The organism is Sphingobacterium sp. R2, assembly GCF_040760075.1.
Lineage (GTDB): Bacteria > Bacteroidota > Bacteroidia > Sphingobacteriales > Sphingobacteriaceae > Sphingobacterium.
The window spans coordinates 4,179,902-4,194,051 of the sequence record NZ_CP142884.1; the positions used below are offsets into that span (position 1 = coordinate 4,179,902).

Here is a 14,150-nt window from a genome sequence, read left to right on the forward strand (position 1 = left end):
TCGAGCTTATCCACCTCGGCAACGAAGTAGAATAAATTCCCTAAACAAGTTTAAGCTTTTTTTTTGATTTAATTGCAACCGGTTGCAAATTTTTGTAATATTGTATAAGACAAGTTCGTAACTTGAATAACCAGATTATAACAGTATAAACAAGAGACTAAATCATTGTTTCAGACTAATCGGCATATAAGTCTTTTCAGTCTGGAATATGGTCTTTTCAAAACGTAATAAATATGACAACAATTAAAGGTCCTGCTATCTTTCTCGCACAATTTATCGGCGATGAACCCCCGTTTAATTCTTTAGAAAATATCTGCCAATGGGCCTCAGCGCTCGGCTATAAAGGCATTCAGTTGCCAACTTTAGATTCCCGGTTTATTGATCTAGAAAAAGCAGCACGCGACAAAAGCTATGCACTCGACCTAAAAGCTAAAGTACAGTCCTATGGATTGGAAATCACCGAGCTCTCAACCCATCTTCAAGGACAACTAATCGCTGTAAATCCAAGTTTTGATGATCTCTTTGATGCCTTTGCGCCACAACATGTACATAAAGATCCCGCAGCACGACAACAGTGGGCCATACAACAATTAAAATATGCCGTACAGGCCTCGCACAATCTTGGACTGAAAGCATTAGCAACCTTTAGTGGCGCATTACTATGGCCATTCATATACCCTTGGCCACAACGGCCAGCCAACCTGATTGAAACCGGATTTGAGGAACTTGCCAAATTATGGTTACCCATACTGGATGAATGCGAGCAATATGATGTCGATCTCTGTTATGAATTACATCCAGGGGAAGATCTCCACGATGGTACTACTTTCGACCTGTTTCTCGAAAATGTCAACAATCACAAACGGGCAAACATACTTTATGATCCCTCCCATTTTGTCCTTCAATGCCTCGATTACCTCGAATTTATCGACATTTATCACGAGCGAATTAAAATGTTTCATGTTAAAGATGCTGAATTTACACCTTCTGGCCGTCAGGGTGTGTATGGTGGCTACCAGAACTGGCAAGGTAGAGCGGGTAGATTTAGATCAATTGGCGATGGACAAGTGGACTTTAAAGCCATATTTACCAAACTTACACAGTATGATTTTAAAGGTTGGGCGGTACTCGAATGGGAGTGTGCATTTAAAAATGCTGAAGATGGTGCTCGCGAAGGTGCCCTGCATATTAAAGACTACATCATACGGGTTACCGATAAGGCATTCGATAATTTTGCTGCAGTAGAAACCAACGATAACCTCAATCGTAAACTATTGGGGTTGTAAAACAGAAGATCTCGTCATTATAAATTTAACTTTATGCGCACTACAAAACTTAAAATGGGTATGATAGGCGGAGGAAAGAATGCTTTCATAGGTGCTGTTCACCGTATGGCTGCAGCAATCGACGGCCATATTGAATTATGTTGCGGAGCACTAAGCGCTGACCCTATTGTTGCCAAAGAATCTGGATTACTTTTAGGACTTCCAAAAGAAAGAAGTTATGGAAGTTATCAGGAAATGATCTTAGAAGAAAGTAAACGCCCTACGCAAGAACGTATGGACTTCGTCAGCATCGTCACCCCTAATTTTGCTCATTTCGAACCGGCAATGATGGCTTTAAACCATGGCTTTCATGTCGTCCTTGAAAAACCGATGACTTTCACACTTGAACAAGCGCGTTTACTTCAAGAAAAAGTTGAAGAAACCGGATTAACCCTTTGTGTGACATATACGTACTCCGCTTATCCTATGGTAAAACAGGCCCGTCAACTTGTGAAAGAAGGTCGACTAGGTCCAATCAGAAAGATTATGGTCGAGTACCCACAAGGTTGGCTCAGTAAACTCATTGAAAACGGACTCTCACTAGCATTCTGGCGCACAGATCCAGAAAAAAGTGGAAAAAGCGGATGTATGGGTGATATCGGAACCCACGCAGCACATTTAGCAGAATATATCTCAGGCCTGAAAATAACTAAAATGTGTGCCGATTTACAAACTTTTGTCGACGGGAGAAAACTGGAAGACGACGGCAATATTTTACTGCGATTTGAAAACGGTGCAACGGGAGTGCTATCTGCCTCACAGGTCGCTGCCGGAGAAGAAAATGCCTTAAAAATTAAAGTATATGGTGAAGAAGGCGGTTTAGAATGGAACCAACAAGATGCCAATACACTAATCGTCAAACATGTCGATCAGCCGACACAGCTCTTTAGAGCCGGACAACCATATCTTTCGCCACTCGCACAACATAATGTACGCTTACCAGCTGGCCACCCAGAAGGATACATTGAAGCATTTGCCAATATCTATAGAAATTTTGCAACGACACTTTTAGCGTCCATGCAAGGTAAAGTTCCTACAGAAGAAGAGACTGACTTCCCGACCGTAATTGATGGTGTCCGGGGCATGATGTTTTTGGAAACTGTACTTGCTTCAGCAGCGTCTGAACAAAAATGGACTGAATTCCTAAGTTACTAAAACAAAAAAACCGATGTGGTTTCCCCGCCCGCGGGAGACACCTCATCGGTTGCTATTTTCGCGAATTGATGTTTGATTACCACAGCGGATTAATATAGTTCTCAGCATTTCAATAAAGTTTCTAACATATACGCTTCGTTCCATTTTTCTTATCCCTATATAGAACGGTTTCAATTCAACAGCTATTGTTTTTTCACATAATTTGGAGCGTCCGCTATCACTATAGTTTGTTCTTCCTGTGTTAATGGAGCTGGAGGAATTTCAGCAACATCTCGTTCAATTTCCCTAATCTCGACATGAACAGCGTATGGTGAAGGCTCTATTGGAATTCCCATCACAGTCGCGTATTCTCTGGTGAAAATGGCCCCAAAATATAGGATAGCGGCTGTGTAATACACCCACAACAAGATCAATACAAACGAACCCGCCGCACCATAAGTATCTTGTGTAGCCGAATGTTCTAAATAGACCCCAATGAAATACCTGCCTAACACAAATAAAATGGAGGTAAATAAAGCACCAGCACGAACCGTTCGCCAAGGAATATTAACGTCCGGCAGTATCTTAAAGATCACACTGAACAAAAGAAAAATTGTTCCAAAGGATAAACTAAAGTTGATTCCGTTTACCAACATAACTGTCATATCTGGAAAATATCGCTGCAGCTGATCCATCAAAGTCAAAATCACACCATTAACAATTAGTGTAACAACCAGCAAGAATCCCAATCCTATAACTAATGATGAAGACAAAAGTCTGTCCTGAACTAACTTTAGCCATCCTTTTTTTGGCTTCGCACGTACGTGCCAAATCTTGTTAATGGAATTTTGTATATCTCCAAAAACTGTTGTTGCAGCTAAAACTAAGGTAACACTACTGAACAGCAATGCCAGATTTGACTTTCCTGACAATTGTAAATTCTGAATAACCTCCTGAATCTGCTTAGCAGCACTATTTCCCACAAAACTGCGTAACTCCAAAAATACCTTCCCCTCAATGGCATCCTCTCCATAAAAAATTCCAGCCAAAGCAATGATTAGAACGAATATTGGACCGATCGAGAAAACGGTATAATAAGATAGTGACGCACTGTACTTCATTGAATCCTCATTGAGAAATCCCGCAACAGTACTTTTCAAAATCCGCCAATAGGTTTTTATTTTACTGCTACTCTTAGTTCTAATATCCATATCTTCGCGTTTTATCTCAACAACAAACCATTAATTAGTAGAGAAAGTTTGTCTTTTATATGCTTTAATGCGAATAGTCCTTTAAAGTGCCTTCCAGAACGATTCGATCCCGGTTTACGACCCTTAGACTAAGAATGATATCTGAAGCAATGGTTTTCAGCGCTAAAATGGGCGGAACCTTAACTTCATTTGGCCAGTCCGCCAGATGAATCGCAACATGAGATAACTCATCAGTATTCTTATAGCTCACATTTAATCGGTATACGTCCTGTGATGTCGACAACATACTGAATCCCTTATCTTGTTTTTTAAACCACTGGTAAAATAGCTTATTGGGCAGAAACTTGTTGAGGTTACTATCTCCCCGCATGGTAATCCGCACTTCTGGAACGCGTGTATTGTAAAGCGTCTTCTCTTCGACCGTTTCAAAATTCTCATCAACCGCATAATTGATAATCGTATCGGTCTGAATTACCTTATTTTTTAATATTTCAATATCAATATAATTACCGTTTAAATGTGTGAAAAGAGAATCAGTCATCATCGGAAATTCTTCAAACGCTAGTTTTATTTTATTTTTCAGTTGATTTGTAGAAATATTCACCCAAGATTTTGCAATATATTGTTTCGATGCAAGTTCCCTGACAAGGAACGCTTTCGGAAAGTTCCAATTCCTTGATGTAAATTCACCATAAACATCAACATGATCACCCTTCAATGTCAGTTCAACATAATTGTTAGTAGATAAATCACTGTAACGAACCGATTGACCGGTAAGTGTGCTCGGATCATCGATAAATTGTTTAATAGTTACCATATCACCTTTTGATTGAATGAGCTGCAACATCTCTTCCTTCTTCTTATCAAGATCAAAACCTACACCAACCAATAAATCATTTCCTCGACATACAAATGCTATTTTATTCGTCTCATCATACGCATAGGCCATCCCAGACTCCACCCCCTTTTCGATAGAATCAACATGAATGACATCCTTTAGAAAATATAGAAATTGCTGTTTATCCCTTAGCTGAAAAAAAGCATAAAAATTTTTTGAATGTTCCTCCAAGGCAAAAAGAAAAACATTCGCTTTGATGTCAATACCATTATCTTGAAGTTTACTGAGCCTTTTGCCCAAATGCAAACGCTCTTTTGGTGATAGTTGCCATGTATTAAAAAACTGATTCAACAGAATATCATCCAATGATACAGTTAATAATGCTTTACTTTCTTTATGCACCAATAATTTGTATGACTCTTGTTGCCTAAAACTATATATTCCCCATACGGTAATCATTAAAAGAATAACAATCCCTATCGTCCAAATTATTGTCTTTTTTATCATATTGATTTCAATCTATAACGAAATTTAAAGTAATGGGATCAAAAATATCAACTAAACAGCGCCTTTTCCACCCCTGAAATCAGGGAATTGGTCATTCCATTTATGATTCTATAATTAAACCATATTCAAGGGCAGATTTTACAGCGGCAGTAACACTCTTCGTTTGAAATTTCTCCATTAAATTTTTGCGATGACTTTCTACTGTGTGCGAACTGATAAAGAGAACGTCGGCAATTTCATTAGTTGTCATACCTTTCGCCACGAAACTGAGCACTTCTTTTTCACGCCGAGTCAACTTCGGCACCTGCTTCAGCCCTATTTCTGACTTCTGATTCAAAATAATCCTGGTTTTCTCACAGATATAGCGCTTTCCAACAATAACATCTGAAATAGCAGTCAGTATTTCATCGCCATTTGCATTTTTCTGTAAATAGGCATCCGCCCCCTCTTTTAGAATACTATTGATGACTGCAAATTCATTGTGTACACTAAATGCAATTATCTTCAAATCATTATTATTCTCTTTCAGTCCTTTAACTAAATCTATCCCGTTAGCGTCAGGTAGATTAATATCGAGGAGCAATACCATTGGCATGTCTACCGCAATAGACTTATACAGCTCTGTCGCGCTAGAATACATGCCGACAACTTCAAAATCTTCATGCGCGTTGATTATGTTTTTCAAACCTTCAAGCAACAAAGGGTGATCGTCTGTAATCGCTATCTTAATCATTTTTTCTAAAAGTTAAACCATGGGTATTTCCAACTCTATCGTAGTACCCGAGCCCTGATCAGACATGAGCTTCATTTCGCCGTTTAAAAATGAAAGTCTTGAACGCACATTATGCATTCCTGCTGCATGCTGCAAATCGACACTTTTTATATCAAAACCCTTGCCATCATCTTCAATAGTGATATGTAAACGCTTATTATGTGAAGAAAGCTGTATTAAAATATTGGAAGCACTGGCATGCTTCAACGCATTATTGACCAATTCCTGAATAATTCGATACAAAGAAATTTCCTGTTCAGTACTCAACGTGGATTCAAATTGCAGAAATTCGCATTCAACGACACAGGTAACCTGGCTCATACGACTTGCATAGTCTCTTAAAGTCTCCTTCAAACCATATTTCACAATTAGATCAGGCATAAGGTTATGGGCAAGCCGACGAAGTTCATCTACCGCCCCATCCAAGAGATCAATGCTTCGATCTATTCCTTCCTTTACGGATTTCTTTTCTAAAGTAGCTTTATTAAGCTCCGACAAACCTAACTTCGTACTAGACAGTAAACCACCCAAGCCATCATGTAAGTCACGGGCAAGACGCGTCCGCTCCTTCTCTTCCCCGGCAAGCATTGCTGTCAGGCTTTCGATTGCATGCTGCTGATTATTTTTTTCGATTTCTAATTGATGCAAATGCTCCCGCTGTTTCAATGCATTGGAACGCTGCCAATAGGCATAGAATAACAAAACAATAACAACCAAACAACTAATAAATAAGCAAATGTAAATTGAATTCATACGCGACTTAAAAGCAATTTTCTTTTTTGACACGTCAAGTTCTTGTAAACGTTGTGTATTCTCCAGTCGGCTTAACTGCAAATCTTGCTCCTTCTTATCTCTTTCAAGTTGTAATACTTTAAGCTGCTGCGCACGATTCAGTTCATTCAATTTCAAATTCTCAACCAGTTGATGCTGTCTGTCATTCAAAGCTTTCATCAACTTAATCTGCTGTTCCTTTTTCTCCCCCTCTAAACGAAGACGCATTAACTTCTGGTTCTGCAATTCTCGCTCAAACTTCAGTTCCAACTGTTTGGTCTTATCTAGTTTATCCGAGTTGAAAGCCTTTTGAAATACATCTATGTAGCTTTTCTGATAGTTGAACGCTTCTTCATATTTTCCTTCTTCAACACTTACTTCGGCCAGCCTGCTAAATAGACTTAAACCCACCTGATAATCGTAATGTGGCTCTCGATTAAGATTATCCAAAGCTATTTGCAGGTATTTCTTACCTTCATCACGGCTGCCAACTTTGAAAGCTTCATCCGCGAGAATACCATAGGCGGGCACCGTGATGGCATATTGTCCAGTTTCAGCAGCGATATCCAAAGCTTGTTTAGCGTAGGCTATTGCTTTTTTAGCACCACTATCCAAATAAAACTCGTGGTATAGATTTGCAAGATTAACAGAAACATAGGCTAGATCCGTCGGATTGATAAGATGTTTATCATTCTTGTTAACCAAGCTATACGCATCAAGATAGTGTTGTTCAGCTTTACTCAATAGATCAAAATTCCCCCGATTTAACCTGTACTCCTCTTCAAACAAATAACCAGCTTGCATGTACGCATCAAATAAGCTATTGACATTCCCTCCTGCTTTAGCCGTTTCCAACAATAATGAAGTATACTTTTCCTGAAAATCATAATTACGTTGATTGGCGTAGATTGCTGTGAGTTCTTTATAAACCGCCAATTTACGAGCGATATTTGCCTCTGTCTGCGGCGCCTTATCTAAGTAAGAAATTGCTTTATGGAATTGCGCAACTGCCTCATCTTCTTTATTCTGCCGAGTCATAATCCACCCAGCACAATAATGTACATATCCCTTTGTTCCATTTTCATTGACAATTGGGAGCACAGATTTAGCGTGTTCCAAATAAAATCGCGATTTTTCAAAAGCATGATCATTAAAGCTATTCATCGCAGCAATGCAATTCAAATACGCATAATACTGCTTGTCGGGATAGTTTTTAGCCAACTGAATATTGTCATGCAGTAGTTGACCCGCCAGCGCTTTCTCATTATTAAAATACAGGGCCTGTGCGTATTTTCCCGTCAGTACAAACCGCTCTCTGCTTCCCAAAGGAAGACTGTAATACGATTTCCTTAACTCCTGCAGCTGTTCTTGAGCCAACACAACAAAACGTGGACATAGAAAAAGAAAAAATATTAGAATAGAACGCCAAAGATTCAGAACATACCCCATAAAATCAAATATTGTATCTCGCTATGTGAATAGCCCAAACTTAGATAAATTTGGCTTTATACACAATAAATTATCGTACATAGAAGTAAAACGAATGCTATTGGTATGCAAATCTGACGGAGCTTGCTAAACAAAAAATCATACCTTTGCTACAATGAAGTACTTCTATTTATTTCTTGCTATAACTGCTGAGATCTTCGCAACAACTTTTCTCAAAAAGTCGGCAGGCTTTACGCTGATCAAACCAACGATTATCAGTATTGTCGGGTATATTATTGCATTCTACTTTTTAAGTATTACCCTGAAATACTTACCTGTGGGTATATCCTACGCAATTTGGTCAGGAGTTGGAATTGTAGCGATCACCCTGGTGGGTATGTTTTTATTTAAACAGATTCCCGATACAGCGGCCATTGTTGGTATGGTTTTAATCATCGCTGGAGTCATCGTTATCAATCTGTTTTCAAAAATGGGAACACATTAGCTGATGTAAGATCTAAATTTGTATTTTTGTAACTTACATAAATTAAAGGATACGTGTCGTTAGAGAAACTAAAACTTAGCAAAAGATTGACTGCTACGATGACTGAACTCGGTTATCTGGCTCCAAAGGAAATTCAGGGTCGGTGCATTTCCAGAATTCTTGGTGGACAGGATGTTATTGCCATCGCTCCTGAAGGAGCTGGCAAAACCACAACTTATGTTTTAACCACTTTGATGAAGTTGAAATTCACAACAGATGAAGCTCCAAAGTTTTTGATCTTGGCGCCAAATGAAGAACGTATCGACGAAATTGTTGAAAAATTCTACCAACTGAGCAAAAATAGAGACCTTCGCATTATTGGATTACGCGCATCAGGCAGTATGGAAGAGGAAATTGGGGAATTAGTTGACGGAAAGGATATTGTTGTAGCTACACCAAATCGCGCTAGAGCGATTTATCTCAAACTAGCGCTAAATCTCAATCGAATTCAGACGTTAATTATCGATGATGCGGAAGAGATTATCAAACAAGGAATGCAAACACCCGTACGCGAATTGGCGGAAAGCTGTGGTAAAGTGCAACATATCATATTCAGTACGGTTGAACATCAGAAACTATATGACATGGTAGACAATTTCATGAATGAAGACTATGCCGTCATAGAGGTAGACGAACTTGAAAACGATACTGTTGACACCTTGGATTTGTTCGTATACCATGTCCCTAATTTCACAACAAAAATCAATTTATTAAATCATCTGCTGCAAGATAAAGAAGTATTTCAGAAAGTAGTAGTTTTTGTAAACACGAAACTTACGGCCCAAAAATTAGCCAGCCACTTGTTCAGCAGGAATAAAGAAGAAATTGCGGTACTCAATCCATTATTTTACGACGATTTCGGTTATGAAGCCATTGAAGACTTCAAAGAAAATAGTCAATCCCGTGTATTGATTATTGCGAGAGAAAACACAAATGATATTGATCTTTCCGCTATTCCATTCTTATTCCAATTTGAATTACCAAATGAGAAGGAGCAATTCTTAAATCATCTCCTCAAAAATGAAGAGAACGAAGAAACTGTAATACTAACCTTTGCGACAGACCTGGAATTACCTATGGTAAAAAAAGTCGAACAGGCCGTTGGTAAAAGAATGGACCTACTGGCGTTACCCGAAGATGTGTCCATATATAATTCGACCGCCGATAAGAAGAAAAAGGTGAATAAGGAAGAAGACCAAACAGATATTTCTCGTGGAGGAGCCTTTCACCAAAAGAAAGAAAGCAATGCTAAAACTTATAATTATGGCGGCGGTGAAAAAGCGAAAATGACCATGAAAATGAAAAAGAAATAGAAGTTCAAAATAAATTACAATTAAAAAGGGAAGTTTCGACTTCCCTTTTTAATTGTAATTTAAAACCTTTCTCAACAACTTAATATAAGCATTTGCAATTCTTTCCATCCCTTCATCATTTGGATGCGCGTAGTCAACCGTAGAGTTCAGATCCAAATTAAGCTCTTGACTCGATAACAGAAAAAGCTGGCGAACTCCTTTTGACCTTAATTTGTTGAAAGTAGCTTTCAATACGCGGCTGCTTTGCTGATATTCAGCATTTTTATCTTCATTAAAGACCTGTTCAATATTTCCAGAACTGTGTTGTGTCAAAATAATAGGCGTCTCAGGATGTTCTTTTTTTAAAAACGTTACCGCATAAACCAACAAAGAATCCAGCTGCTTTTCTGTTAAAGACTTCGAAATAGCGAGATTCGGAATACAATCCAGTACATAACAGGCTGCGTCCACGCTATTCATTACATTCAAAATCGGCTTTTCCAGTCGGCCATTACCCGAGAAGCACAAGTTGATTACCTCGTGCTCAAACGCACGTCCTACTTGATTGGTCCAAGCCAAACCTGGCCGGCTGGTACAGGCCCCCTGGCCAATTGATGTTCCATAGACGACAATTGGCTTTTTTGGAGTAGTATGCGTATAGGAGAATTTAGCTGTGCTTGGAACACCGATTCTTAACCACTTAACTGTATTATATAATGGAAGATATAAGCGATAATTAAACTTTTCATTACGACCAATATTCTTCCATTTATAAGAGACAGTGTCCGAAAAATCATAGTTACCATACGCCCATTTCCATTGCTTTTTTGCTGTATCAAAAGCGTAAAGATCGACGCCGCTGACAGCAGTTGTTGGCATGTGTGGCATATTAAGCTCGCCCTCCACCTGATACTGAACAGTAATTTCGGGAGCAGATGTCTGAAAATCGATATAGAAACCCGCACTATTTTTACCAAGTTCCCATACAGGTTTACGTACTTGACTTTCCAATTCATCCGGAAGTCGGTTAAAGGCAGAGAGTTTACGATTCGCCAATCTACCCTGTACATGCCCATCTTCAAGTGGTGAAAACCAACGATAATTCTCTTGCGATTTGATAGCAGAAAAAGATAACAGTAAGTATACTGTCAACACTATTCTTGAGAACATACAATAATGAGTTTTAAGTTTGATCCAATTGATTATTAAAAAAGGAGCCTTTTGGCTCCCTCTTGTTGCGATTTATTTATTATACTATAAAATAGCTTGTCTAACTCGTATCAGTTTTTCCATCAAACCTTCAAGCAAATCCAAATGCAACATATTCGCTCCATCAGACTTCGCATTTGCTGGATCGGGATGGGTTTCGATGAATAGACCGTCAGCTCCTACTGCAATTGCAGCTTTTGCTATTGTTTCAATTAAAGCTGGCTTCCCTCCTGTTACACCAGACGTCTGATTGGGCTGTTGCAAAGAGTGTGTGCAGTCCATTATTGTAGGCACATTAAAAGCACGCATTTCCGGAATTCCGCGATAATCTACAATAAGATCCTGATAACCAAATGTGTTGCCACGATCAGTTAAAAAAACCTTTTCATTGCCTGATTCCAAAATTTTATCGACTGCGAATTTCATGGACCCGGCACTCAAAAATTGTCCTTTTTTGACATTAACGACCTTATTTGTTTTTGCCGCAGCAACTAACAAATCAGTTTGCCGGCATAAAAAAGCTGGAATTTGAAGAACATCAACATATGCAGCAGCCATTTCTGCCTCATGGCTTTCATGAATATCCGTCACCGTCGGAATCCCAAAGGTATTACCAACCTTTTCCAAAATTTTCAATGCCTTTTCATCACCAATACCCATGAAGGAATCTAGGCGAGATCGATTGGCCTTACGATAAGACCCCTTAAAAATGTAAGGAATATGAAGTTTATCTGTAATAGTAAAAATCTTTTCAGCGATACGCAAAGCGATTTCTTCTCCTTCAATCGCACAAGGCCCCGCCATTAAAAAGAAATTCTGCGATGTCCCGTTCTTAATTTCAGGAATGTATTTGTTAATCATATCATTATAAATAATTAATTGCCAAGCTCTGATAAAAATTTTATCCGCATCAATTGGAGATCCTCATAGCTATAGTCATCGCCTCCAAGTTCTTTCAATGCATTATTAATTGAATCAGTCTCCGCCGTCTTAAAATAGTCATACACCTCATCCTGACGATCCTCATCAATAATCTCGTCAATAAAATAATTGATATTTATTTTGGTACCCGCATTTACGATGGTCTCAATTTCCTTCAATATTTCCTCATAAGTAATGCCCTTAGCTGAAGCAATATCATCCAAAGCTATTTTACGATCAATATTTTGAATGATAGATACCTTTAAAGCCGATTTATTCGCTGTACTCTTAATGACAAGATCCACAGGTCTGTCAATTTCATTCTCCTCCACGTACGCTTTGATCAAGGCAATAAAGGGCGGCCCAAATTTGATCGCTTTGCCATTCCCGACACCTTGAATCTGTTTCAATTCATCTATGCTGACTGGGTAATGCGTACACATCTCTTCGAGCGAAGGATCCTGAAAAATGACAAAAGGAGGTAAAGCTTTTCCCTTTGCTATTTTCTTCCGCAGGTCTTTCAACATGCCCAGCAAAACCGTGTCTAATGCCCCTGTACCATGCCCCGCATCGTCCGAACTTGTTTGGTCACCACCTTCTATTGGACGATTTAAGACAAATTTTAATTGATAAGGATTGCCTATATAATGCCTACCAATATCTGTCAATTTTAAAAGACCATAATGATCAATATCTTTTTCAATAAAATTATCCAGAACAGCCTGTCTAACCAAAGATTTCCAATAGATAACGCCTTTGTCTTTCCCCTTTCCAAATAAGCGATGCTCATCATGCTTATAGGAAGACACCGGTTGATTATTTTGTCCCATCATTACGTTGATCACGTGATGATCATCAAACTTCTCTCCCTGCTCCTGAATGAATCCAAGTACATCACGCAATGACTCCTCCGCCTCAAAATATTCCTTCGCGGAGCGGCAGTTATCGCACATGTTATTACACCCCTGTTCATCAAAATTTTCTCCGAAATAATGAAGGATCTGTTTACGACGACAAACAGCAGACTCGGAATAATCGATAACTTCTTTTAAGATCTGTGTACCAATCTCCCGTTCAGCCACAGGTTTATCTTTCATAAACTTAGTGAGTTTTTCCACATCCTTTTCGGAGTAAAAAGCCAAACAGTAACCATCCCCCCCATCACGTCCAGCACGCCCAGTTTCCTGATAATATCCTTCCATAGATTTAGGGATATCGTGATGAATCACATAGCGAACATCCGGTTTGTCAATTCCCATACCGAAAGCAATTGTCGCCACAATCACTTCAACGTCCTCCATCAGAAATTTATCCTGTGTATCCGCTCTGGTTTTAGCATCTAATCCTGCGTGGTAAGGTAAAGCTTTAATCCCATTTAAGTTTAAAACCTCGCTAATCTCCTCCACTTTCTTACGGCTTAAGCAGTATACAATGCCTGTCTTTCCAGATTTAGTTTTGATAAAACGAACAATCTCTTTAACGACATCTTTTTTGGGCCTTACCTCATAATATAAATTACTGCGATTAAATGATGATTTAAACAAAACAGCATCATTCATCTGTAAATTTTTACGAATATCCGACTGCACCTTCGGGGTAGCGGTAGCGGTAAGTGCGATAATTGGAATATTTGGCCCTATTTCATTAATTACCTGGCGAATTTTACGATATTCTGGTCTGAAATCGTGCCCCCATTCCGAAATACAATGCGCTTCATCAACAGCAACAAAAGATACTTTTATCTGATGTAAAAATTCCAAATTTTCTTGCTTGGCAAGAGATTCAGGAGCAACATACAGCAACTTGGTTTTTCCAGCGACTACATCATCCTTAACCCTTGTGATCTCACTCTTATTTAAAGAAGAATTCAAAAAATGAGCGATACTGTCTTCGCCACCGAATGCACGAAGTTGATCTACTTGGTTTTTCATTAAAGCTATCAGCGGCGAGATGACAATTGCAGTCCCTTCACTCATGAGTGCAGGAAGTTGGTAGCAAATTGATTTCCCTCCCCCGGTAGGCATAATTACAAACGTGTCTCTTCGCTGAAGGATACTCGTTATAATAGCCTCTTGATCTCCTTTAAAAGTATCAAAACCAAAAAAATCTTGTAAATTGTCGAAAAGTGATTTTTCTATTTCCATTGCGCCTTGGGCAAAAATAAGATAGATAAATGAAGAAATAATCTTGAAAAATAA

11 protein-coding genes are annotated in these 14,150 nt (G+C 38.8%); 4 read left to right on the forward strand and 7 right to left on the reverse strand.

Annotated features, from left to right (window positions below; translation table 11 throughout):
* Positions 1-233 precede the first annotated feature (233 nt).
* Entirely contained in the window at positions 234-1,286 is a 1,053-nt protein-coding gene (locus VXM68_RS17420; RefSeq protein WP_367209509.1) for a sugar phosphate isomerase/epimerase family protein, read from the forward strand.
* Positions 1,287-1,319: 33 nt separating this feature from the next.
* Entirely contained in the window at positions 1,320-2,480 is a 1,161-nt protein-coding gene (locus tag VXM68_RS17425; protein ID WP_367209510.1) for a Gfo/Idh/MocA family protein, read from the forward strand.
* Between the two features lie 182 nt (positions 2,481-2,662).
* Here the strand turns inward: VXM68_RS17425 and VXM68_RS17430 are convergent, their stop codons facing one another.
* The 4 genes from VXM68_RS17430 to VXM68_RS17445 form a co-directional block, all read right to left on the reverse strand.
* Complete coding sequence (locus VXM68_RS17430; RefSeq protein ID WP_367209511.1) at positions 2,663-3,670, reverse strand: YihY/virulence factor BrkB family protein; 1,008 nt, start codon at positions 3,668-3,670, stop codon at positions 2,663-2,665.
* A 64-nt stretch (positions 3,671-3,734) separates the two neighbouring features.
* Complete coding sequence (locus tag VXM68_RS17435) at positions 3,735-5,015, reverse strand: hypothetical protein (protein WP_367209513.1); 1,281 nt, start codon at positions 5,013-5,015, stop codon at positions 3,735-3,737.
* Positions 5,016-5,115: 100 nt separating this feature from the next.
* Complete coding sequence (locus VXM68_RS17440) at positions 5,116-5,748, reverse strand: response regulator transcription factor (RefSeq protein ID WP_312329713.1); 633 nt, start codon at positions 5,746-5,748, stop codon at positions 5,116-5,118.
* Between the two features lie 12 nt (positions 5,749-5,760).
* The gene (locus VXM68_RS17445) at positions 5,761-8,007 is read right to left on the reverse strand and encodes an ATP-binding protein (RefSeq protein WP_367209514.1); all 2,247 of its coding nucleotides are present in this window, start codon (positions 8,005-8,007) and stop codon (positions 5,761-5,763) included.
* Between the two features lie 154 nt (positions 8,008-8,161).
* Here VXM68_RS17445 and VXM68_RS17450 point away from each other — a divergent pair, with 154 nt between their 5' ends.
* Positions 8,162-8,491, forward strand: coding sequence for a multidrug efflux SMR transporter (locus tag VXM68_RS17450; RefSeq protein ID WP_293957701.1), 330 nt, complete (start codon positions 8,162-8,164; stop codon positions 8,489-8,491).
* 53 nt (positions 8,492-8,544) lie between these two features.
* Complete coding sequence (locus tag VXM68_RS17455; protein ID WP_367209515.1) at positions 8,545-9,843, forward strand: DEAD/DEAH box helicase; 1,299 nt, start codon at positions 8,545-8,547, stop codon at positions 9,841-9,843.
* A 48-nt stretch (positions 9,844-9,891) separates the two neighbouring features.
* On the opposite strand, the gene VXM68_RS17460 is transcribed toward VXM68_RS17455, so the two are convergent.
* From VXM68_RS17460 to recQ, 3 genes are all read right to left on the reverse strand, one after another.
* Positions 9,892-10,992 (reverse strand): SGNH/GDSL hydrolase family protein, encoded by a 1,101-nt coding sequence (locus VXM68_RS17460; protein WP_293957703.1) that lies wholly within the window; start codon positions 10,990-10,992, stop codon positions 9,892-9,894.
* Positions 10,993-11,076: 84 nt separating this feature from the next.
* Entirely contained in the window at positions 11,077-11,892 is an 816-nt protein-coding gene (gene kdsA, locus VXM68_RS17465; RefSeq protein WP_367209517.1) for a 3-deoxy-8-phosphooctulonate synthase, read from the reverse strand.
* A gap of 14 nt (positions 11,893-11,906) precedes the next feature.
* A complete protein-coding gene (gene recQ, locus VXM68_RS17470) occupies positions 11,907-14,096 on the reverse strand; it encodes a DNA helicase RecQ (protein ID WP_294184869.1) in 2,190 nt (729 codons plus the stop codon).
* Between the last annotated feature and the right edge of the window lie 54 nt (positions 14,097-14,150).